Below are 22,775 nucleotides of genomic sequence, written 5' to 3'. Positions count from 1 at the left end.
ATGCTTCCCCTTGGTACGATTATGATTGATGGCGCTGTCTGCTACAGCGAAAGAACTTTTTTCAGCCCATCGGGGGCCACAATGAGCCTGTCCAGGCCCAGAGAATCAGGCGCGGCTCCCAGTGCAATAGCCAGCAATTGCGGCAGGTGCAGCGCGGGCACCGAGGCATTGCTGCCTGTCACGTCAGCGGCATTGCCCTGATACATGTCCAGTTGCATCTGGCACAGGGGGCAGGGCGATACAACGCAGTGGGCCCTGGCTTTGGCGGCGTCTGTAACCAGTGACGAGACCATCACCATGGCATCATGTTCTGCCGGGTACACCGCATGGAAGCCGCAGCAGTCGAGGCGGCGGGCATAGGGCACCGGCGTAGCGCCAAGAGCGGTAACGATATCTTCCAGGCTGTGCGGCGTGCGCGAGCTTTCAAAGCTCATGATTGGTTCGGGCCGCACGCTGTGGCAGCCATAAAAGCAGGCCACGTTCAGTCCCGTGAGGGGCTTTTTGACCTTTGCCTTGAGGGCTGGCAGGTCTTTGGCGAGCTCCCACAGAAGGGTCGTGACCTCAACTGTGCCTTTGTATTCAAGATTGGCAGCCGAAAGCCAGTGGTTTGCCTGATCTTTTTTGCCATGGTCAAGCTCGGCCTTGGCAGTGCGCAGCATGAGGGCGCAGGTGCTGCACGCGGTGATCACCGGTGCGCCGATCTGTTCACCCAGCGCCAGATTGCGGGCATTGGCCGCCAGAGCTTCATTAGGAGCTATGTCCTGCACATGTGACGCGCCGCAACAGCTCCAGCCTGGTATTTCCACCAGCTCCACGTCCAGCAGCTTGGCGCTGGCCTCCAGGGCTGTACGTGCTTCGCTGGCAGCAGCATTCAGCACACAGCCGGGAAAAAAAGCATAACGCTTCAGCATGTTTTACTCCTTACCCTTGGCATCAGCTTTTGCCAGATCAAGAATGCGGACAAAATCGGCCTGCCCCTTGATGGGGTCATTGCCCAAAAGTTCTGTGGGGTGAACCTTGCCGCGACGCAGCAGGTTGACGGCAAGGCCAACTCTGGTCATGGCGGTTACGCCTTCTGTGCGCAGGGCCATTTTCATTTCGTTAAGGCGGCCCGTGTCGCGCATGTCGGTCAAGAAGGCTTCGGCATGCTCCGGCCCTTTGCCCTGATTGAGCCCCCGGTTCACGGTGATATTGCGCATTATGCTTATGCCTTCCACCGGCTTGATCTGTTTGGGGCATACGTTGGCGCATTCCTGACAGTGCACGCATTTCCACAGGCCGTTGTCAAAAGCTGGCTTGGCATGAATCATGGGGTCTTTGCTGCGCGAATCCACCGACATGCGGGCGGCGATGTTGAAGACAAAGGGCTCCAGATAGTCTGCCCGGTTGACGGAAAGTTTGTTGCAGGACGATGCGCAGCATCCGCAAAGAATGCAGTCCCACATGTCTGCAATTTTTTCCATGTCGCCAGCGCTTTGCCGGCAGCCTTTTTCCTTGGAAAATTCTTTGCGGGCCATAAGCGAAGGGTGAACCTTGCGCAGGTTTTCAAGCGCGGGTTCCCAATCCACCACCAGGTCTGAAATAACCTTGAAATTGGCAAGCGGCGCAATGGTAACCCTGTTGGTGGCATACAGGGCCAATTGATCTTCCATGCTGGTGTCGCAGGCGATGATGGGTTGCCCGTTAAGCCTGACGCCGCAAGCGCCGCAAATGGCCATGCGGCAGGCCGCGGTAAAGTTCAGCGTCGGGTCCAGATGCTCCTTGATAAAAATCAGGGTGCTGAGCACTGTTTTATTGTGAACGTCCGCTCGGGCCAGCGTGTACTCCTGCGAGTACCGTTTTTTTCCATCAAAACGCTCAATAACTATGAATACTGCGTCGCTCATCAGTACTTACGCTCCTGAGGCTTGAATTTGGTAATGCTCACATCCCGCCAGTCCAGCTTCATGCCGCCATCCGCCAGGGTAACGAGCGAGTGCTTGAGAAAGCGCTCGTCATCGCGCTTGGGAAAATCTGTACGGCAGTGCGCCCCGCGTGATTCCTGTCTGGCCCTTGCGGCAAAGGTGGCCGCCTTGGCGCAGGCGAGCAGATTGCCCAGCTCCACGTACTGCGTGTAAAGCGTGTTGTAGCCAGGATTGGTGCAAGGTACGCTGGCGTCTTCATAGGCTCTGGACAGGGAATCCAGCTCGTTGGCGGCCTGGCGCATATTGTCTTCGGTACGGAAGATGCCCATGTTGTCCCACATGACTTCGCCAAGGCGTTCGCGGATGGCAAAAATGTCTGTCTTGGCAGTGCGGGCCGTAACCTTGGCGTAATGGTCCGTCCACTTGCTGCAGAGTTCGAGCAGATTTTTGCCCTCGGCTGCGGGCGATGCCCCCTTGGCGTAGGCGGCAGCCCCCTGCCCGGCCCAGTTGCCGGTGGCGGAAGCCTCGGCCAGTGAATTGCCGCCAAGGCGGTTGGCCCCGTGAATGGACACATTGGACGCCTCTCCGGCGGCGTAAAGCCCCGGCAGGAGCGTGTTCATCTGGCGATAGTTCAGCACGTCAATGCCGCCCATGCAGTAGTGGGCCGTGGGCCTGATGATCATGGGTTCCTTGGCGAGATCGATGCCCTCAAAAAGCTTGCCGATGTGGCGGATCAGCGGCAGATCCTTGTCGATCTTGGCTTCGCCCAGGTGGCGCAGATCAAGGTAGACATAGGCCTCCATGCCCTCGCCAAAGGCCCGGCCAGCGAGAATTTCCGATTCGATGGAGCGGGATACAATGTCGCGGGGGGCCAGCTCCATGCGATCCTTGGCGTAGCGGGACATAAAACGTTCGCCCAGGCGGTTGACCAGATAACCGCCTTCGCCGCGGGCTGCTTCTGTAATGAGCACGCCGCCGTGCACAACGCCTGTGGGGTGAAACTGCGTCATCTCGGGGTCTTTCATGGGAACCCCCGCGCGCAGGGCTGCCGCAGGCCCGTCGCCTGTCGCCACGTAGGGCGTTGACGAACGGTTCCAGTATACCCGGCTATAGCCGCCGCTTGCCATAATAACAGCCTTGGCCCGCACGGGCATGATCTCGCCAGTGCGGATGTTGCGCAGCACAACGCCCTCCAGCGCGCCATTGCCCTTGCCAATGTCGAGCAACTGGTAATCCATGAGGAACTTGACTCCGCGCGTAAGGGCCTCGGCAAACAGGGTCTGGATGACAATGTGGCCTGTTTTGTCGGCGGAGTAGATACACCGGACTTTTGACGCGCCGCCAGCATAGCGCGCCTTGGGCGCGCCGGCATCGTCGCGCGAAAAAGGCATGCCAAGGTAATCAAGAGCGTGGATGGTGCGGCCGGCCTCTTCGCAGAAATCCAGCACCGCGTCCTGATCCACAAGGTAGTCGCCGCCTTTGACGGTATCAAAGGCGTGCAGGTCGTAAGAATCGCCCTTGCTGAAATCAATGACGCCGTTGATGCCGCCCTCGGCCATGGCTGTAGCGCAACGGGTGGGCATGGTTTTGGCGACCACGCAAACCCGGGCCTTGGGGTTGGCCTCCATGGCGGAAACCGCAGCGCGCAGGCCAGCGCCGCCGGAGCCAACGACAATGATGTCAAAATCCAGCATAGGTTTGTTGTTGGCGGCCCAAAGGGAGGAACCAAGCCCACCCAGGCCGAAGGTGAAGGTCAGGGCGCCTGCCGTGACCACCGAGGCCTTGATGAAGGTGCGTCGGTTCATGAACAGTTTTTTGTCTGACATTGTTTCCTCCAGATGCAGTAAACAAAGCGGGAATTTACAAGTGCCCGCCTTTAACAAGTTTTGTGCCAAAAAGCGCAATCTCGTACAGACTGTGCAAACAATGAGTTGGGACTTTTATATTTTATCAATAAAAACAGATTAGTATGAATATTTTTTCGCCGGTGTGCGCTATGCCGCTTCTCCAGCCCCCGCGGAGTAGTAAAAACGTTTCAGAAACGTTTCATGTGTTTTTTTAAAACGCACTGAAACTTGCGTCCGCCCAGCTTGCAGCCTATGCTTCGGAGCAGCAAGGAGCACGCATGAACACCCCCCCAGTGATCGGTCTGGTTTTTTCATCGCAACGCAATGTGAACACTGTTCGCAAGGTGCTGGAGGACAAGCCCTGTCGGCTTGTGGAGGCGGTCTTCGATCTTGAGGATGCCGTTGAACCAGTGCGGCAGATCATTGAGGAGCAGGGGGTTGAAGTCATCCTGTCCCGCAGGGGGACGGCCTATATTCTGCGTCAGCTTTCCGTGCCCGTGGTGGCCTTGCCGGATACCACGGCCAATCAGCTGCGGGCGCTCAAAAAAGCTTCAACCATGGGGCGGCGTATTGGCATTACCCAGATACGCACCGGAGAGTGCAACCTGGCTCTGTGCGAGGAATTACTGGGGTTTCAGCCGGAGATAATCCTGTACAGCGACAAGCCCAGTCTTGAAAAAGGCGTGCTGCAAGCCCAGCAACGGGGGCTTGAAGTTATTATTGGCGGCGATATTACCCGCAGGGCGGCCCAAAAATGCGGTCTGCCCTTTGTTGATCTGCATGAGCAGCCCGAAATACCTGCCAGTTTTTTTGACAGCATCGTTAACGTGGTGCAGACAAGGCGCAAGACTCTTAAGGAAAAAGAGCGCTACCGCAGCATTCTTGACGGGATTTCTGAAGGCATTCTGGCCGTGGACGAGCGCGGCGCCATTGAGGAAATCAATCCCCAGGCCTGCAGCATGCTCCAGGTCAATGAACTCAACGTCATTGGCACGCCCGTCAGCAGCGTATTCCCCGCTTTGCCCCTTGCCAGCGCCCATGAACGGCACGAACCCCTGCACAATGTGACGGCGGCCAGCAAGCATCGCGAGCAGCTTATCGTCAACACCATCCCCATCCGCGTGGGTAAAAAACCTGCCGGTGCGGTCTTCAGCATGCAGCCTGCCTCGCGCATCCTTCAGGCGGAGGAGAGGGTCCGACAGGCCTACAATCGGGGATTCAGGGCGCGTTATACACTTGAGGATTTTTTGCACACCAGCAGCGCCGTGGAGTCGCTTCTGGAGCAGGCCCGGCTGTATGCCGTCTCGGAAGCAGGCGTGTGCATTACCGGCGAAAGCGGCACGGGCAAGGAAATTCTGGCGCAGGGTATACACAATGCATCCCCCCGCAGGCTCGGCCCCTTTGTGTCGCTGAACTGCGCGGCCATGCCGGAATCCCTGCTGGAAAGCGAACTTTTTGGCTACGCCGAAGGCACGTTTACCGGCGGGCGCAGAGGCGGAAAGATCGGTATTTTTGAGCTGGCGCAGGGTGGCACCCTGTTTCTGGACGAGGTGGGAACCATTTCGCTTTCGTTTCAGACACGCCTGCTGCGCGTGCTGCAGGAAAAAGAAATCATGCGCCTTGGCAGCAACGTGGTTGTTCCGGCGGATGTGCGTATCATTGCCGCCGCCAACAGCGATCTGTGGCTGGATGTTGCCGAAGGAAGGCTGCGAGAAGATCTGTACTACCGGCTGCATGTGCTGCCGTTGCACATTCCCCCGCTACGGGAGCGGAAGGAAGATATTCCCCTGCTTGCAGAGGCTTTTTTGCAGGAATTTTACGCGCAGAACGAAGCGGAGCAAAGGCCGCGCCTGCAACTGCCCGAAACCTTTGTTCAGGCCTTGCAGGCCCTGCCCTGGCCGGGCAATGTGCGCCAGCTGCGCACAGTGGCTGAAAGGCTGACGGTTGTTTCACCGCATGGCTATGATGCCGCTGTTGGAGAACGCCTGCTTGAAGAACTGCGCCATCCCGGTTTCCCGCAGGCCTCAAAAGCCGTCGCCATGCAGCGCAAATCCCTCACCCCCGAGAGTGTGCGCGAGGCCCTGCACAGGTGCGGCAATTCAAAGGTTCGGGCAGCGGCCCAGCTGGGCATCAGCCGCAGTACGCTGTGGCGTCTGTGCAAGGATATGGACTGAGGGAAAAGCGGGGTGCCGGGATTTCAGCGGGAGGCTCTGCCGCAGGCTGGAACCTGCTGACAGCAAAGAGCTACAACACTTCCTGCGAGGCTTTTGACGTCCGTTTGGCCATGTAGAGTTCGCTGTCTGCCCGTTTCAGGGCATCTTCAACAGATTCATTTGCGCAGTGCCATGTGGCGTGCCCTATGCTGATGCCGATGCGCAGCATGAGGCCGTCAATGGAAATGGGCGCTCCCACATCCTCACGGATGCGGTTTATGGTGCGCAGTATGTCTGGCGTTCCCCTGGTATGCCCGAGCAGGGCCAGAAATTCATCGCCCCCCAGCCGCACCAGCACATCATCCTTGCGCAGGCAGCGCGTAAGGCGCTGCCCCAGAATGGTCAGCACGGCATCGCCCACATGGTGCCCGTACGCGTCGTTGATTGGTTTGAAGCCGTCCAGATCCATATACAACAGCTCGACCAACCCCTGGTTTTGCGTCAGGCTGGGCATGGCCTCGTCAATGCGCGCAGCCAGACCGTGCCTGTTCAGCAGGCCTGTGAGGGCATCGCGTTCTGCGGCATGCTGGATGCGGTTCCGGTCTTTTTCTGTGCGGGTGAGGTTTTCGACCAGGGTGGACAAAGAGGCTGAAAGCACTTCAATTTCGCGTATGCCCCGGTTGCGCGGAATGGTGACGCGCTCGCCCCGGCTGAGTCTGTCGGCCGCTGCGGTAAGCGCCTTGAGGGGGGCAATGGTGCGCTGGGCGATGTATCCGGCAACCAGCGCAAACAGCACCGCAAGCAAGAGGCCAGCCACAAGAATGCGCGCCACAAGACGACGCACGGGTTCGTATGCGGCATCCAGCGATTGCCGCGCCACCACGCTCCACTGCAAGCCATCGTAGTCTTTAAATCCCGTGCAGCTTACTGCCGCAGTGAGGTAGGCAATGCCATCGGGCCATGTTTCCACGGCCCAGGCCGAAGTGGAGTGTTCAAGTTCTTGCAGCAGGGGCAAGGCCAGCGGTTTTTCATTGTTGTCGCCGCCCAGGATGACACTGCCGTCTGCACCGAGAACCATGATCTTGGTGTTGGTATCCGAGCCTTCGCCCGAAAGGATGAATTCCTCCACCTCTCTGGCCCATGCCCAGCTCAGATGGGCTACCAGAACCCAGTCTTTCAGTTCGCCCTCGCCAATGGGCATGCTGATGTCCACAAATTTCAGCGGGCCGTTTTCCGGCTGGGGCAACAGTTGGGCAAGCAGGGATGCCTTGCGCACATCGCCCACAAAGAGGCCGTTTTTGCCCTGGCGGAAGATGGCGCAGATGGAAAGGTCTGTTCCTTCCAGGACGCCATCAGTGGCGACAAAAACCTTGCCCTGGGGATTCATGAGCCCGATCCAGGCAAAGGCGGGCATGGTGTCCTGTAATCGGTTCACGGCGATGGATAGTTTTTTCATATCTCCGCCGATCAGCCCCACAGTATGGCGCAGGGTATCCACCTCCTTGATCCAGAACCACATGGACTGATCAAGGGCCTTGGCAAGGGATTGCACGCGGTTGGTCAGCAGCAGGCCGCGTTCGTAGCGGGCCTCGCTGCTGGCTTCGCGCCCGGTTATGGCCGCAAGAAAGCACGATGAAAGCAGGATAAGCAGCGTGAATGCCTCAATAAACTGCGTCTTGAGGCTGCGCGTGAATATGCGCATGGCTCCTCCTGCGAAGGGATGGCAGAAAAGCTGACAAGGTATGCTGGTGATTATGAAAGCATACAGAAAATCAGGAAATAGGCAATGGCCCAATTGTCCGCGCTCTGCCTTTGACAGGAAAATAAAAGGGGGGTGCAGACGCAATGCACCCCCCTTTTGCTATAGGGTTTGAGGAGAAGATGTTATTGGGGTTTGTTTATGAGAGATGCTTCAGGCCGCGCTGCCCAGCGCCGCTTCTTTGCGGTTGCGCTTTTGCCCGCGCCACATGCCGCCAAGGATCATGCCCGCGCCAACGAGCAATCCGGCGCACATGGTTATGAAGCTCACGACCTTGAGCAGGTAGAGAATCCCCGGCCCCATCTGGATAAGCCCCAGCGCGCTGAGGTAGCCCGGAAGGGCTACAATGCGGCTTGCGGCAACAATAAGCATGATGGCGGCCATGACGTACTTGATCATGATTGGTTTGACGTAGGTGGTGCCGATGGCCCCAAGCTGCACGCCGAGCAGCGAACCCGCCAGAATGATAAAGACCAGGCGGATGTCTATCATGCCGTGCATGGCCCAGTTGACCGAGCCGCACAGGCCCATGACAAAGGCCGTGACCAGTTCCGTGCCGGATGCAATGAGTCCGGGTACGCCGATCACATAGATAAGCCCCGGCACGCCCACGAATCCGCCCACGGCAATGGTCGCGGCCAGCATGCCAGTGGCTATGCCCACGGGCAGGGTAAACCACAGCGAAATACGCAAGCCGGATTTGGGAAAGGACATCATGGGCGGCAGGTTGATGGCCTGCAACTTTTGGGCAAGGGGCGGCGTGCTTTCGTCATCCTCCTTGCCGGAATGGCTGGAGTGCAGGGCATCCTTGAGAATATAGCTGCCCACCACAACGAGCACCACCACAAAGGAAACGCTGACGTAGAGATCAGACCCGGCCTGCCCCCACTTTTCCAGAATAAAACGCTGAATACGGATGCCAATCTGCACGCCTATGCCCGCTGTGGCAGCGATAACCATGCCCAGTTTTACATCCACCTGACCGAAGCGGTAGCGTTTGATGGCGCCCACCATGGCCTTGGGGAATTTGTGGCACATATTGCTGGCAACAGCCACAGCGCCGGGCACACCCAGGCCCATCATGCCCGGCGTAAGAATAAAGGCCCCGCCGGAACCGATAAAGCCGCTCACAAGCCCGCCCACAAATCCCACGGCCAGCAGAAAGGCCACGGAAACGGGCGTGAGCACGATAAACTGGGACGGGTCAAGACTGAGCAGATCCATGTTACCTCCGGCTGGCAGGCTGCCTGGGCGTACTGTTGTGCGCTGGCGCAATGCCAGACATGCCGCAGCTGAACAAAAAATTTGAGCCGGGCGGCGCGGCCCGGACCTGTGAAAAAAGCTCGGTTAGCCGTGAACCACGGCAGTGGTGTCCAGCCGGGGGGCAGGTGTGGCGCTCTGACGGGCCACAGCCTTTGCGGTGGTTTGCGCGCTCTTCTTTTGCACACCGGTAATGCCGCACAGTTCCCAGAGGGCTCCGGCAAAGTGACCGTGCACGTAAGAGAGCAGCAGCACCGAGGCGATGGGCAGGGCTGTCCAAAGACCACCCTTGGCGCACAGGGCGGCAAAGGCATCGGCATTGGCAAAAGCCAGCACGTAAATGACAATGCTGCCCGCGCCGTAAAGCAGGGTCTGCTTCAGCGCCGTGCTTTCGCGCTTGCCGTTCAGAGTCCACAAATCGTCTGTCCAGCCGGATTGCCCGGCATCGGCATATGCCACAGCGGTAAACCAGTTTTCCATCGTTTTTTGCAGGGTGTTCATGTCGGCCTCCTGCGCTGGCAATTACAACTATTGTGCCAAAAAGTTCAATCTGTAACATGCTGAATTTGTATGGAGTTATTTGTTTTTGGCTGTGTGGTGCGCTGCGCCGTTACTGTTTCATTGTGACATGCTCAAGCGGGCAAGGGCCGCAATTTGTTGCAGGCTAAGGCTTGTCAGCTTTGTTTTATTTTTATACGCTGTTGCAAATTGAAACGGCGTCGGGCGCAGGTGTAAACTCTTGCGCCTGCGGGGGTGAGGGATGCTTCCGCATTTTTCTGTCTGGCATACCATTCGCGGCAAGATTGCCGTGGGCACGGGCCTGTTTCTGGTCATGCTGCTGCTTTTGGGCGGCATTGCCTGTTATGATCTGGGGCGCATCGACAGGGCGGCCCGTCTGATCGACATGGTGGACGACCTGCGCAGCGACGTGCTCGAAATGCGCAGGTACGAAAAAAATCTGCAACTTTTTCCCGGCAGAAAGGGTGACCTGCTTGCCCTGCGCAGTTTTGTGGAACTGGCGCGGGAGCGGGCCACATCCGTGGGGCAGGATTATAACGCCGCCATGGGCCGCCGGGTGGGCGACGGTGCGCACCATAATCTCGACCTGCTGCTGGAAGGCATCGGCACCTATGAGGCCCTGCTCGAGGATCAGCCCACAGACGGCGCCGCTCTCACCGATCAGGGGCAGCGCCTGAGCGAGCTGGCGGATTCGGCGGTGCGCCGCATGCGTCAGGGCATTTTTACTGCCGTGGGGGATCTGCGCACCCAGATGCTGGGGGCCATTGCGGCCCTGCTGGCCTGCGGGGTGGCTTTTGCATGGCTTATTGGCAGGCACATCATGCGCGCCCTTGGGGCCATTGAAAGCGCCGCGCGCAGTGTTGGCGCGGGCATGCCCCTGCCGCCGCCCCCGCCGCAGCTTGAGGAAGAAGCGCGCCATGTCCTCCAGACGCTTGACGGCATGGCGGCGGAGCTGGAAAACCGCCACGCCCTGCTGTTGCAGGAAAAGAAGCTGGCTTCTCTTGGTGTGCTGACCTCCGGCGTGGCCCACCAGCTGAATAATCCCCTCAACAATATTTCCGTTGGCTGTCAGCTTCTCGGCGAGGATGTCAACGATGCCCGGCAGGGTCTGCGCCCCATGCCCACGGCAGAAGACGTGACGGCGCAGCTGGATGAAATTCAGGCCGAAGTTGTTCGCGCCCGCGATATTGTGCGCGGGCTGCTGGATTTTGCGCGTGACCGGCCCTTTACCGTTGCTTTGCATGATCTATCCGGCATTGTGCGCAGGGCCGTTGGCCTTGTGCGGCACGACATGGGCGCTGCGGTGCGCATAACGGTGGACGTGCCTGAAGGGCTGCAATTGCCTGTGGACGCCCAGCGCATGCAGGAAGTGCTTATCAATCTGCTGCTCAATGCGGCACAGGCCATGAACGGCAAGGGCGAAGTGCACATCACCGCGTGTGTGGATGAACCGGCGGGAATGGCGGAGCTGCGCGTGCGCGATTCTGGCAAGGGCATTGAACCCGAGAACCTTGGCCGGGTGTTTGATCCCTTTTTCAGCCTCAAGCCCGTGGGCGAAGGGACGGGCCTTGGTTTGTCCATAGCTTTTGGCATTGTGGGCAAGCACAATGGAACACTCGAAGTGCAGAGCCAACTGGGGCAAGGGGCCTGTTTTACCGTACGGCTGCCCCTTGCGGAACGGCATGACGCAGACGGTTCAGGAGCAGAGGCATGACTACGGAACGGTTCCGGCTTTCGGAACAATCACCCGCACCGGCTACCCCCGGCGAACGTCGGCACAGCGGTCACGGGCTTGACGCCGCGCAGCGGGCTGGCGGCGGTGGCCGTTTGCTGATCATTGACGATGAGCGCATGGCCCGCGCCAACCTCGCGCGCGCCCTGGAGCGCGGCGGGCATGAATCGGCTCAGGCGGGCAGTGGCGAAGAAGGCCTGAAACTGCTGGCCGAGCAGGATTTTGACGTGGTCATTACCGATATAGCCATGGCGGGCATGAACGGCATGGAAGTGCTCAAGGCGGTACGCTCCAGCAAGCCGGATGTGGAAGTCATCATGGTCACTGGCTACCCCATGATTGAAAGCGCCGTGGAGGCCATGCGGCTGGGGGCTTTTCATTATCTGGCAAAGCCCTACTCGCTGGAAGAAGCGCGCATGCTGGTTGCGCGGGCGCTGGAAAAGCGCCGTCTGCGGCAGCAGGTCGCCCAGATGCGCGCCCAGCTTGAGGCAAGCGGCTCTGTGCCGGAAATGGTTGGCATGTCGCCAGCCATGTGCGGCCTGCGGCAGGCGCTCATGCGTCTGGCCCCCACAGATGTGGCGGTGCTGCTGCAAGGTGAAACAGGCACCGGCAAGGAGTTGGCTGCCCGCACCATGCATGCCCAGAGCCAGCGGGCGCGTCGGCGTTTTTTGGCTATCAACTGCGGCGCTCTCTCGCCGGAATTGCTCGAAAGCGAGCTTTTCGGGCATGAGCAGGGGGCGTTTTCAGGCGCGGTGCGGCGCAAGGAAGGCCTGTTTGAAGCTGCCAGCGGCGGCACGCTGTTTCTGGACGAAATAGGTGAAATGCCGCCGGGCATGCAGGTCAAGCTGCTGCGCGTCTTGCAGGAGCAGAATCTGCGCCGTGTGGGGGGCACTGTAGACATACCCGTGGACGTGCGCATTATCGCCGCCACCAACCGCAACCTCAAGGAAGAGGTGGAGGCCGGGCGCTTCCGGCGTGATCTGTATTACCGCGTGGCCGTGGTAACGCAGGAACTGCCGCCCCTGCGCAGCAGGGCTGAGGACATTCCTCTGCTGGCCCGATATTTTCTTGCGCGGCTGGCGGAGCAGGGGGGGGCCGTGCCGCTGGATATTGAAGATGACGCCCTTGATGCGCTGCGGCAGTATCCCTTCCCCGGCAACGTGCGCGAACTTGCCAATATTCTCGAGCGGGCGGCGGTGTTTTGTCCGCCGGGAGGGAGCATAGGGCTGGCGCATTTGCCCCCGGAAGTCTCCGAGTCTGCCGTTCACCTGTCCGTTAGCGATCCCGGTTCTTCTTCTGCTGTTGCCGCCCGGCAGGAGGCTGCCGCCGCTGCAACCCCGGTTTGCCCGCAGGCCGCCGCGCCATGTGCATCGGTGCCAGCCGCGCCAGCACCGGACGCATCAACACCGCTTGTTCCGCTGGCGGAAATGGAAAAGCAGCATATCCTGCACGCCCTTGAACTGGCGGGCGACAACCGTACTTTGGCCGCCGACATGCTGGGCATCAGCCGGTCATCCCTGTGGCGCAAACTCAGGGAGTACGGCGTGTAACGTTGCGCTGCTCTAGCCGCAAGAACAGCCCGTGCCGTCAAACCACTTTTGCCCCAGCAGGGCATCGGCGTTGCGGTCAGCGGGCTGGCGCACGGTCACCAGCATGAGGCCCGATTCCAGCTCTTCCTTTTCCATTTCAAGCCCTGTCACCAGCGCAAAGCTGGGTAGCCAGCGCGGTTCGTGGTCGCACTTGATCTGCAACTGCTCAAAGGGCGCGGTTTCAACAAATACCAAGATGGATTCTCTGGCTGTGAACAGCGGGTCGGTCAGCTTGGCCTCGCACATGTCCAGAAAAAAACGCCCTGGCGCTATCTCTCTCGGTCTGCTTGTGGGCAGCATGCCGCACTGTGGGCGGGTCGCCTGCTGTACCGCCGCCAACACGCCCTTGCGCACTCCTTCCAGAGCTTCTGCCTCAAATCTGTCCATCATACAGATGTAAAATCCCATCTTGTCCAGCACACCATAGGGCGCGCCATGGTCTTCCGCACCCACCACAATGCGGCAGTCCCCAAGATTTGCGGCAAGCGTTTGCATCTGTTCGCGCAGTTCGCTCAGCCCCGCGCCTTGGGTCAGGCTGAAGCTGTGCCTTTTGCCTTCGCTCCAGTCGCCTTCCCCCCGCACATACACCGCCACCGCACTGGCCGCTGTGGGCGCTGCCAGCGCGCCTGAATCATCGTGAAAAACCGCAATCCGCGAGCCGTCGAGTAAACCTTGCATATGCTCTCCGTCTGTTGTGGCAGGGCCTCGAAGCAGTCCGGCCTTTCATAGGCATTGCCTGTGCAATATCCATGCACTTGAAAATAATTACAAATAACATGCTGAAATAACATTATTATTAATGTCGGCATCCCTGTGCGCGCTCTGCCTGCATCGGGCGCGGAGCAGTTACGTTCCACCTGCGCACACTGTGATGACTCGATAACAAAGCGAGATTGATTGCTGATTGCATATAAAATTAAATAAATTAATATATTACGTTTTTATGTCTTATTTTTGTTCGCGAAATTATTTCAAAGAGTGATTTTTTAACATGCTGTAATTATGAGTGTATTTATAAAATGTACCAAAATGTCCAAAAAAGCGGTGCTTTGTACGCTTGCGTACGCATGATGCAAAGCGTGATAAAACATAATTTTTATAACTATTCGTTTTAAAACGTTAAATTTAAAATTACTTACAATGGCACAGCCAATGCACAAGAGGGGCATACACGGTGCCAGAGACGCCTTGTCCCTGGTCAAAACAGCCGGAAGACGGCGGGAGAATGCGTTATGCCTCGCAAGATAGCCATTTACGGTAAGGGCGGCATCGGCAAGTCCACCACAACCCAGAACACGGCTGCGGCCATGGCCCATTTTCACGGGAAGAAGATTTTCATCCACGGCTGCGACCCCAAGGCCGACTCCACCCGCCTGATTCTTGGCGGCAAGCCGCAGGAATCGCTCATGGACACCCTGCGTGCCGTGGGTGCGGAAAAAGTGACCCTGGACAAGGTGGTGAAGAAGGGCTTTCACGACATCCTCTGCGTGGAATCTGGCGGCCCGGAACCCGGCGTTGGCTGTGCTGGCCGCGGCGTTATCACGGCCATCGACCTCATGGAAAATCAGGGCGCGTACACTGATGATCTTGATTTCGTCTTCTTTGACGTGCTCGGCGACGTGGTGTGCGGCGGATTCGCCATGCCCATCCGCGACGGCAAGGCGCAGGAAGTCTACATCGTGGCCTCTGGCGAAATGATGGCCATCTACGCTGCTAACAATATCTGCAAGGGCCTGCTCAAGTACGCCAAACAGAGCGGCGTGCGCCTTGGCGGCATCATCTGCAACAGCCGCAACGTGGACCGCGAAAGGGAATTTCTTGAAGAATTCACCGCCTCCATCGGCACCCAGATGATCCACTTTGTGCCCCGCGACAACATCGTGCAGAAGGCCGAATTCAACAAAAAAACCGTGACCGAATATGACGACAGCCAGAATCAGGCCAAGGAATACAGCGAACTGGCGGAAAAGATCATCAACAACCAGAACTTTGTTATTCCCCAGCCGCTGTCGATGGATCAGTTGGAGGCGATGGTGGTGAAGTACGGCATTGCCGACTAGGCCGCGCGGGCATTCGCGCCTTTTTGTTCCCTGCTGCGTCTGGCTCGCCTTTTATTCCGGTCGAGTACCGTGAGAGTACACTCCCTGCATAAAAGGCTTGCCATCCTTGCAGGAAAGCAAAAATGCATCGAATGCCCAACGCGGCCTGAAGCCTGAAACGGACATTTTCCTTGCCAGCGAACAAAATACGCTTTTGGCAATGTGTGAGTGCCAGCGTGGCCAACGGCCTGAATCCCAGTGAATGTAGAGTGACTGCATCAACAACTCCAAAGGAGCCGCCAATGAAAATGGTACGAGCCATCGTTCGGCCAGAGAGCACCGAAAATGTGGTGGAGGGCCTTGCCGCATCAGGGTTTGTGGCCCTGACAAAAATTCAGGCCTTTGGGCGCGGCAAGCAGAAAGGGCTGGACAGCGGCAGCGTTCACTACGACGAGCTGCCCAAAAATCTGCTCATGATGGTGGTGGAGGACGAGCACGTGGATCAAGTGCTGCAACTTGTGCAGAGCTATGCCAACACGGGCAATTTTGGCGACGGCAAGGTTTTTGTGTCGCCGGTGGAGCGGGTGCTGACCATCCGCACCGGACAGGAAGGCATCTAAACGCCATCATTGTCGCTTTTGTGTCCAGAGGCGCTTTGCGCAGCATTAATGCAATACAGTTCAGGAGCTCGCCATGAAGGAGATTATCGCGATTATCCGTCCCAACAAGGTGACGGCCACAAAAAAAGCCCTGGACCGCATGGGCTTTCCGGGCATGAGCGTCATCCCCGTATTCGGGCGGGGCAAGCAGAAGGGCATCGCCGAAGAAGTTTCCGTGGAGATAAGCCCCATCGTGCGCGGCATGGGGAGCTACAAGGGCATGATGTACGTCCCCAAGCGGCTGCTTTCCATTGTGGTTCCCGCCAACATGCTGGGCAGGGTCGTGAACACTATCATCAAGATCAACCAGACGGGCGGTATTGGCGATGGCAAAATCATTGTTTGTCCGGTTGAACAGGCCCTGCGGGTGCGTACCGGCGAACTGGGAACAGCGGCCATACTCTAGAGCATGTACACATGAAATACTCGCTTACGGCAGGCAAAGCCTGCCTGCGCACATTTAGCGGCAAGGATTTTCAGAAAAATCCGTGCAGAGCAGTTACTTCATTTCATTCGTAAACGGCTCTAGGCCGCGTATAGGATACTGATATGCCATACCATCTTTTTAAATGCAGCGAATGCATCCCCGAACGGGAAAAGCACGCAGTGGTCAAGGGGGAGAGCGATGACCTCTCCACCTGCTTGCCACTTGGATACCTGAACACCATCCCCGGCAGCATTTCCGAGCGCGGCTGCGCCTTTTGCGGGGCCAAGCACGTGATCGGCACGCCCATGAAGGACGTGATTCATCTGAGCCACGGCCCCGTGGGCTGTACCTACGATACCTGGCAAACCAAGCGCTACATCAGCGACGACGGCAACTTTCAGCTCAAGTACACCTTCGCCTCGGACATGAAGGAAAAGCATGTGGTCTTTGGCGCGGAAGACCAGTTGCGCAACAGCATCAAGGAGGCCTTCAAGGCTTTTCCGCACATCAAGCGCATGACCATCTACCAAACCTGCGCCTCGGCCCTCATTGGCGACGACATCAATGCCCTGGCTCAGGAGATCATGGAAGAAATGCCCGAAGTTGACATTTTTGTGTGCAATTCGCCCGGCTTTGCCGGGCCCAGCCAGTCCGGCGGGCACCACAAGATCAACATAGCCTGGATCAACCAGAAGGTGGGCACGGTCGAGCCTGAAATCAAGAGCCGCTACGTCATCAACTACGTGGGCGACTACAACATTCAGGGCGATGTGGAAATCATGTGCGACTACTTTCGCCGCATGGGTATTCAGGTGCTTTCGGTTTTTACCGGCAACGGCAAGTACGACGATCTGCGGGCTATGCACAAGGCCCAGCTCAACGTGCTGGAATGCGCCCGCTCTGCGGAATACATCTGCAACGAGCTGCGTGTGCGCTACGGCACGCCGCGCCTCGACATCGACGGCTTCGGCCACGAGATGGTGAGCGAATCCCTGCTCAAGATCGGCCTGTTTTTTGGGCTGGAAAAGGAAGCCCAGGCCATCATTGATGAAGAAACCGCCCGCTGGCGGCCCGAGCTTGACTGGTACGCCAAGCGCCTCAAGGGCGTGAAGGTCTGCCTGTGGCCCGGCGGCTCCAAGCTGTGGCACTGGGCGCACATTATTGAAAAGGAAATGGGGCTGGATGTGGTTTCCATCTATTCGAAGTTCGGCCATCAGGGCGACTTTGAAAAAGGCATTGCCCGCGCCAAGGTGGGCACCCTTGCCATTGACGACCCCAACGAGCTTGAAGGCCTGGAGGCCATGGAAGACTGGAAGGCCGACATCATCTTTACCGGCAAGCGGCCTGGCGAAGTGGCAAAAAAGGTGCTGGTTCCCTACCTCAATGCCCACGCCTACCACAACGGCCCATGGAAGGGATTTGAAGGCTGGGTGCGCTTTGCCCGCGACATCTACAACGCGGTGTATTCGCCCATCCACCAGCTGGCAAAAATCGACATCACCAAGGACGAGTATCCGCTGGATCAGGGATTCATGACCCAGGAAATGGTCTGCGGGCGCAACATCAAGGACGAAGCTGGCGAGCGGGAATATTCCGGAGGCTACGACTGCGTGACCCACCTGCGCGGCAAGGAATATCCGCCCTATCCCGAACCGCTTTTGCAGGCAGTGTAAGCCCCAGCCCACCAGACCCACCACTGCGGAGGAACAGCATGAGTGCCGGAACCCTTAGTGAAAATGTAGAAGTCGTCATCGACTATATCATGAAAAAGTGCCTCTGGCAGTTCCACTCCCGCGCATGGGACAGGGAACGGCAGAACGAGGGCATCATGACCCAGACCATGCAGATACTGTGCGGTGAGGAACCGGATATCGAATCGCCGGAAAACCGCTGCTACTGGGTGGACGCCGTCATGATGGCCCGTGGCCTCACCAGCGAAAACCCCTGGCTCGTCAACATGGGCAAGGACGACATTCGCGAACTTATGGCCGCAGCCAAAACCCGGCTGGATTTTCTGACCATCCACGGTTCGCTGAATCTGGAGCTGACGGATCCCAAGTACTAGGTTTGCCGTGCCCGTGTCCGGCAGGTTTCTCCTGACGGACACGGGCAAAACAGGGTGATCCCTTGGATATATGCGGCCTGGCCTGAAAGGCATGTTCCTGTCAGGAGCCGAAGACTGCTTTTCACAACAGCCAAGCGCCGGGCCAGCCCGGCCTCACATAAGGAACTGCCATGTCTTGCGAAATTATGGAAAAGGAAAGGGCAGGGGTCATCAATCCCATATTCACCTGTCAGCCCTGCGGCGCGCAGTACGCGAGCATTGGCATCAAGGACTGCATCGCCATTGTTCATGGCGGCCAGGGTTGCGTCATGTTTGTGCGCTTGCTGTTTTCGCAGCACTTCAAGGACAATTTTGAAATCGCTTCGTCTTCGGTGCACGAAGACGGCGCGGTATTCGGCGCCACCAACCGCGTGGAAGAAGCCGTGGACGTGCTGCTGATGCGCTACCCCGAGGTGAAGGTGGTGCCCATCATTTCCACCTGCTCCACCGAGGTTATCGGCGATGATATCGATGGTGTGGTGACCAAGCTCAACAACGGCCTGCTCAAGGAAAAGTACGCGGGCCGCGAGGTGCACCTTATCGCCATCCATACGCCCAGCTTTGTGGGCAGCATGATCAGCGGCTATGACGTGGCCGTGCGCGACATCATCACCCACTTTGCGGAAAAGGGTGAACCCAACGGCAAGCTCAACCTTGTCACCGGCTGGGTAAACCCCGGCGACGTCAAGGAACTCAAGCACCTTCTCAAGCTCATGGACGTGGACGCCAACGTGCTTTTTGAAATTGAGAGCTTTGATTCGCCGCTCTTGCCTGACGGCACGGGCAAGTCGCACGGCAGCACCACCATCGCCGACCTCAAGGATACCGCCAATGCCCTGGGCACCATTGCCCTCAACAGGTACGAGGGCGGCAAGGCTGCGGAATATCTGCACAAGGAATTTGATATCCCCACGGTCATCGGTCCTTCGCCCATTGGCATCCGCAATACGGATATTTTCCTCAAGCAGGTTTCGCAGCTCACGGGCAAGCCCCTCACCAAGGAGCTGGTGCACGAGCGCGGCATTGCCCTGGATGCCATTACCGATGTGGCCCACATGTTTCTGGCTGACAAGAAGGTGGCTATCTACGGCAATCCCGATCTGGTCATCGGTCTGGCGCAGTTCTGCATTGACCTTGAAATGAAGCCTCAGCTCCTGCTGCTAGGCGACGACAATCCGCGTTACGCCGACGATCCGCGCCTCAAGGAAATGGTGGAAAAGGTCAACTGGAAGATGGAAGTGGTCACCAACGCCGACTTGTGGGATCTGGATGGCCGCCTGAAGCGCAAAGAACTTGAGCTGGATCTGATTCTCGGGCACTCCAAGGGACGCTGGGCCGCCATGGACAACAATATTCCCATGCTGCGCGTGGGCTTTCCCACCTACGACCGCGCGGGCCTGTACCGTTATCCGGTCATGGGGTACGCCGGGGCCATGTGGCTGGCCGAGAACATGGCAAATACCCTGTTTACCGACATGGAATACAAGAAGAACAAGGAATGGATTCTTAACGTCTGGTAGAGGGCTGCGCGCCAGAATATCTGGCAAGTCGTTGCTGGCGGCGTCAGGCGAACCTTTTTATTCCGGTCGAGTACCATAATAGTACACTCCCTGCATAAAAAGGTTCGCCTTCCTTGCCGGAAACAAAAATCCGCAGCAGGCCCCCTGTGCTGTATATGGAGGCAACGAGCCTCCGCTTGTTTACAAAAGGCATGCATCATGGACATCACCACCGGTTTTGAACACTACGGGCGCAAGGACAGGCAGTATTATTTTGCTTACGGTTCCAACATGAATCCGAAGCAGATGGCGGAGCGCTGCTTTGCCGCCCGAGTGGTATGCGCGGCCTGCCTGCCGGGGTACAGGCTGGCTTTTTATGGCCACAACCGCGTGTGGGACGGCGGGCAGGAAACCGTGGTGCAGACGCCGGGGCCAGACAAGGATCAGGCGGTGTGGGGCGTGCTGTACGAGCTGCCGTTCGGCGATGCCGCAAGCCTTGATCTGTGGTCTAGCGTGCGGCTGGACGGCGGCGGGGCGTACTTTCATTATCCTGTCCAGGTGGTGGATGTGGCAGGCCGCGCGCATACGGCCGTGTTGTACAAAAAAGATGTGCTTGGGCAGGCCGTGGTGCCAAGCAGCGAGTATCTGGCTCACATTCTTGCTGGTGCAAGGGCCAATGGTCTGCCTGGCCCATATGTGAATCATCTTGAAAATTTGCAGAGCGTACCCGCACGTTATCCTGTACCCAAACGGGATATGCTGAGGGGCGTACTGCGTGAGTCTACCTGCGCAGAGTGCGCCGGATAGGGCCGGGTGGTCCGGTTTCTGTCCGGCGCGCCCTCACACCGGGTGCACCGCAAAGCTTTGTGCCTGTGTCATGACGCAAGTGTGGCTGAAAGATAAAAATACGTTAAGGAATATATAAAAATTGCATGCTGTTTTTACTTTGAAATAACTCTGACCTGACGTAAAAGGATTTTTCTGGGAGCATACCCGCAAAAAAGTGCTTTCCGGAATGCCCGGTTTTTATGGTCAGATATTTTGCCCATAAAGGCGGCTGGCATGCAGGAATTTGCACTCGCACGGCGCTCTCTGTATCCGTTTACTCTGGAGGAACCATGCAGCTACGTATGAAAGAACACCCGTTGACCGCAGAACAGATTGATTCCCTGCTGGATGCTGTTCAGGTCGGGCACCTTGCCACGCTGGGTGAAAATGGTTTCCCTTACGTTACTCCTGTGCACTTTGTACGCATGAACGGGCGCATTTACTTTCATGGTCTGGCGGCAGGGCAGAAGCTGAAAAATCTGCGTGCCGATTCCAGGGTCTGTTTTGAAGTTGAAGGCCAGCATTCATTTATTCAGGCCGACACGCCCTGCGACACCAATACCGCCTACCAGAGCGTGATTATTACGGGCAATGCCACCGTGGTCGAAGACCGCGACGTAAAGATCGCCGCCCTCGATGCCGTTGTTGCCAAGCACACTCCCCAGCATGTGGGCACGGCCTACCCTGAAAACATGCTCAAGATGACGGCGGTGGTTGAAATCACCATTCATGAAATCACCGGGAAATACTATGCGTGATCCGGCGCATGGGGTAGATTGGAATCAGGGATTTTTGCCCGGCGTGTAGCCGGGCTGTCCCTGCCGGCGCAGCCGGTGCAGACTCTGAACAATGGTCTGGTTCACCATGAATTCCCCTGCCGTAGACCTGTTGCACGAATGTGAGGCCGAACCCTGCCGCGGCAGGATTATTGCGCTCTTGCTTCACGTGGGCAGGTTGCTCTCTGAAAAAAACGATATCGTGGCCGCGTTGGACAGTCTGCTGGACTACATGCGCCGCGATATGGGCATGGCGCGGGGCATGATAAGCCTGCTGCACCGTGAATCCGGCCACGTGTTCGTTTATCGCAGCATGGGCATGACCCCCTCGGAGCAGGACAGGGGCGTGTATCATGTGGGCGAGGGCATAACCGGCAAGGTTGTGGAGAGCGCCGAGCCTATAATCGTGCGCAACATAGGCAGCGAACCCGCTTTTTTGAACCGCACGGGCAGCCTTGCCCTTGAGCGCGACAAGGATATGTCCTTCATCTGCGTGCCCATCCGGCATGGGCGCAAGGTGCTGGGCGCCATCAGCGCCAGCCGCCTGTACCGCACGGAATCCGCCCTTCAGCAGCATGTGAATGTGCTCAGCGTCATGGCCCAGATGCTGGCCCATGCGGTGGAGCTGTATCTTGTTGAAAATATTGACAAGGTCGAGTGGGAAAAACGCACCCGCCTGCTGCTCAGCGATCTGAAAGAGCGGTTCCATCCCTCAAACATGATTGGCATTTCGCGCCCCATGCAGGATGTGTACGAGCTTATCCGCAAGGTCTCCGCCACGCGCACGACGGTGCTGTTGCTCGGCGAAAGCGGCGTGGGCAAGGAAATGGTCGCCAATGCGCTGCACTACGGCGGGCTTGCGCCGGGCGGGCCCTTCGTCAAGTGCAACTGCGCGGCCCTGCCAGAAAGCATTGTGGAAAGCGAACTGTTTGGTCACGAAAAAGGGTCGTTCACCGGCGCGGTTTTTCGCAAGGGACGTTTTGAAGAGGCCGACGGCGGCACTATTTTTCTGGACGAGGTGGGCGAGCTGCCCCTGGGCGTGCAGGCCAAGCTGTTGCGCCTGTTGCAGGAGCGCTGCTTTGAGCGCGTGGGCGGCAACCGCAGCATTGCCGTGAACATACGCATAGTCGCGGCCACCAACAGGGACCTTGCCGAAATGGTGGCGGCGGGCACGTTCCGGGAAGACCTGTTCTACAGGCTCAACGTGTTTCCCATCATGATTCCGCCACTGCGCGAGCGGGGCGATGATGTGGTGGCGCTGGCCGAGCACTTTGCGTCCCACTATGCCAGAGAAACGGAAAAGAGCCTGACGGGCATTTCACCTGCGGGCCTGAATCTGCTCATGCGGCACAACTGGCCGGGCAACGTGCGCGAGCTTGAAAACGTTATCCACCGGGCGGTGATTCTGGCCGAAGGCAGTTTGCTGCACGTCTATGATCTGCCGTTGGCCCTGCAACAGACAGAAGCCCCGCAAGCAGCACAACCGACAGGTCTTGAGGCCCGGCTGGCTTCCATAGAATACAACATGCTGGTGGAGACCCTGCGCCGCTGTCGCGGCAATACCAGCAAAGCCGCAGAAAACCTCGGCCTGACGCGCCGCAGCATGGGGCTGCGCATGAAGAAATTCAACCTGACGTACAGGCAGTTTCGCGGTGAAGGCTAGGCCTCTTTCTCAAAGCT

General features: G+C 58.1%; 19 protein-coding genes. 12 read left to right on the top strand and 7 right to left on the bottom strand.

From position 1 onward, the window contains the following. Positions 1-41 precede the first annotated feature (41 nt). The 3 genes from NE637_RS06015 to NE637_RS06005 are packed head-to-tail and all read right to left on the bottom strand — an operon-like array spanning position 42 to position 3,730. Positions 42-911: a CoB--CoM heterodisulfide reductase iron-sulfur subunit B family protein gene (locus NE637_RS06015; protein WP_192113551.1), complete on the bottom strand. Its 870-nt coding sequence runs from the start codon at positions 909-911 to the stop codon at positions 42-44. Between the two features lie 3 nt (positions 912-914). After that, on the bottom strand, positions 915-1,886 hold the full coding sequence (locus NE637_RS06010; RefSeq protein WP_227118459.1) for a succinate dehydrogenase/fumarate reductase iron-sulfur subunit: 972 nt from the start codon (positions 1,884-1,886) through the stop codon (positions 915-917). Next, a complete protein-coding gene (locus NE637_RS06005; RefSeq protein WP_227118460.1) occupies positions 1,886-3,730 on the bottom strand; it encodes an FAD-binding protein in 1,845 nt (614 codons plus the stop codon). Before NE637_RS06005 ends, NE637_RS06010 begins: the two co-directional genes overlap by 1 nt. A gap of 299 nt (positions 3,731-4,029) precedes the next feature. On the opposite strand from NE637_RS06005, the gene NE637_RS06000 reads away from it, so the two are divergent. After that, positions 4,030-5,925 carry a sigma 54-interacting transcriptional regulator gene (locus NE637_RS06000; RefSeq protein WP_227118461.1) on the top strand — a complete coding sequence of 632 codons (1,896 nt, stop codon included), beginning with the start codon at positions 4,030-4,032 and terminating at the stop codon, positions 5,923-5,925. 70 nt (positions 5,926-5,995) lie between these two features. Here the strand turns inward: NE637_RS06000 and NE637_RS05995 are convergent, their stop codons facing one another. From NE637_RS05995 to NE637_RS05985, 3 genes are all read right to left on the bottom strand, one after another. Further along, positions 5,996-7,606 carry a GGDEF domain-containing protein gene (locus NE637_RS05995; RefSeq protein ID WP_227118462.1) on the bottom strand — a complete coding sequence of 537 codons (1,611 nt, stop codon included), beginning with the start codon at positions 7,604-7,606 and terminating at the stop codon, positions 5,996-5,998. 210 nt (positions 7,607-7,816) lie between these two features. Beyond that, positions 7,817-8,887 (bottom strand): sulfite exporter TauE/SafE family protein, encoded by a 1,071-nt coding sequence (locus NE637_RS05990; protein WP_192113556.1) that lies wholly within the window; start codon positions 8,885-8,887, stop codon positions 7,817-7,819. A 123-nt stretch (positions 8,888-9,010) separates the two neighbouring features. After that, a complete protein-coding gene (locus tag NE637_RS05985) occupies positions 9,011-9,424 on the bottom strand; it encodes a hypothetical protein (RefSeq protein ID WP_192113557.1) in 414 nt (137 codons plus the stop codon). Positions 9,425-9,683: 259 nt separating this feature from the next. Here NE637_RS05985 and NE637_RS05980 point away from each other — a divergent pair, with 259 nt between their 5' ends. Both NE637_RS05980 and NE637_RS05975 read left to right on the top strand, forming a co-directional pair. Next, positions 9,684-11,156 carry a sensor histidine kinase gene (locus NE637_RS05980; protein WP_227118463.1) on the top strand — a complete coding sequence of 491 codons (1,473 nt, stop codon included), beginning with the start codon at positions 9,684-9,686 and terminating at the stop codon, positions 11,154-11,156. Next, positions 11,153-12,724 (top strand): sigma-54-dependent transcriptional regulator, encoded by a 1,572-nt coding sequence (locus tag NE637_RS05975; RefSeq protein ID WP_227118464.1) that lies wholly within the window; start codon positions 11,153-11,155, stop codon positions 12,722-12,724. Before NE637_RS05980 ends, NE637_RS05975 begins: the two co-directional genes overlap by 4 nt. 12 nt (positions 12,725-12,736) lie before the next feature. Here NE637_RS05975 and NE637_RS05970 read toward each other — a convergent pair whose 3' ends face one another. After that, positions 12,737-13,441: a Fe-only nitrogenase accessory AnfO family protein gene (locus NE637_RS05970; protein ID WP_215646826.1), complete on the bottom strand. Its 705-nt coding sequence runs from the start codon at positions 13,439-13,441 to the stop codon at positions 12,737-12,739. Positions 13,442-13,995: 554 nt separating this feature from the next. On the opposite strand from NE637_RS05970, the gene nifH reads away from it, so the two are divergent. The 9 genes from nifH to NE637_RS05925 all read left to right on the top strand — a co-directional run bounded on the left by nifH (position 13,996) and on the right by NE637_RS05925 (position 22,758). Beyond that, positions 13,996-14,823: a nitrogenase iron protein gene (nifH, locus tag NE637_RS05965; protein ID WP_215646824.1), complete on the top strand. Its 828-nt coding sequence runs from the start codon at positions 13,996-13,998 to the stop codon at positions 14,821-14,823. Positions 14,824-15,104: 281 nt separating this feature from the next. Further along, positions 15,105-15,422 (top strand): P-II family nitrogen regulator, encoded by a 318-nt coding sequence (locus NE637_RS05960; protein ID WP_192113562.1) that lies wholly within the window; start codon positions 15,105-15,107, stop codon positions 15,420-15,422. A 73-nt stretch (positions 15,423-15,495) separates the two neighbouring features. Beyond that, the gene (locus tag NE637_RS05955) at positions 15,496-15,867 is read left to right on the top strand and encodes a P-II family nitrogen regulator (RefSeq protein ID WP_192113563.1); all 372 of its coding nucleotides are present in this window, start codon (positions 15,496-15,498) and stop codon (positions 15,865-15,867) included. Positions 15,868-16,010: 143 nt separating this feature from the next. Then, complete coding sequence (anfD, locus tag NE637_RS05950) at positions 16,011-17,561, top strand: nitrogenase iron-iron protein, alpha chain (RefSeq protein ID WP_215646820.1); 1,551 nt, start codon at positions 16,011-16,013, stop codon at positions 17,559-17,561. 38 nt (positions 17,562-17,599) lie between these two features. Further along, positions 17,600-17,953 (top strand): Fe-only nitrogenase subunit delta, encoded by a 354-nt coding sequence (anfG, locus tag NE637_RS05945; RefSeq protein ID WP_215646818.1) that lies wholly within the window; start codon positions 17,600-17,602, stop codon positions 17,951-17,953. A gap of 170 nt (positions 17,954-18,123) precedes the next feature. After that, the gene (gene anfK / locus NE637_RS05940; RefSeq protein ID WP_215646816.1) at positions 18,124-19,512 is read left to right on the top strand and encodes a Fe-only nitrogenase subunit beta; all 1,389 of its coding nucleotides are present in this window, start codon (positions 18,124-18,126) and stop codon (positions 19,510-19,512) included. Positions 19,513-19,710: 198 nt separating this feature from the next. Then, a complete protein-coding gene (locus NE637_RS05935; RefSeq protein WP_227119073.1) occupies positions 19,711-20,298 on the top strand; it encodes a gamma-glutamylcyclotransferase family protein in 588 nt (195 codons plus the stop codon). A gap of 311 nt (positions 20,299-20,609) precedes the next feature. Continuing rightward, positions 20,610-21,077 carry a pyridoxamine 5'-phosphate oxidase family protein gene (locus NE637_RS05930; RefSeq protein WP_215646812.1) on the top strand — a complete coding sequence of 156 codons (468 nt, stop codon included), beginning with the start codon at positions 20,610-20,612 and terminating at the stop codon, positions 21,075-21,077. Between the two features lie 91 nt (positions 21,078-21,168). After that, positions 21,169-22,758 carry a sigma-54-dependent Fis family transcriptional regulator gene (locus tag NE637_RS05925; protein WP_256267617.1) on the top strand — a complete coding sequence of 530 codons (1,590 nt, stop codon included), beginning with the start codon at positions 21,169-21,171 and terminating at the stop codon, positions 22,756-22,758. Positions 22,759-22,775 lie beyond the last annotated feature (17 nt).

The organism is Desulfovibrio desulfuricans (genome assembly GCF_024460775.1).
In the GTDB taxonomy this organism is placed as follows: Bacteria; Desulfobacterota; Desulfovibrionia; order Desulfovibrionales; family Desulfovibrionaceae; genus Desulfovibrio; species Desulfovibrio desulfuricans_E.
Note: the sequence above shows the minus strand (reverse complement) of the source record. Positions and strands in the feature narration are given on the sequence as shown.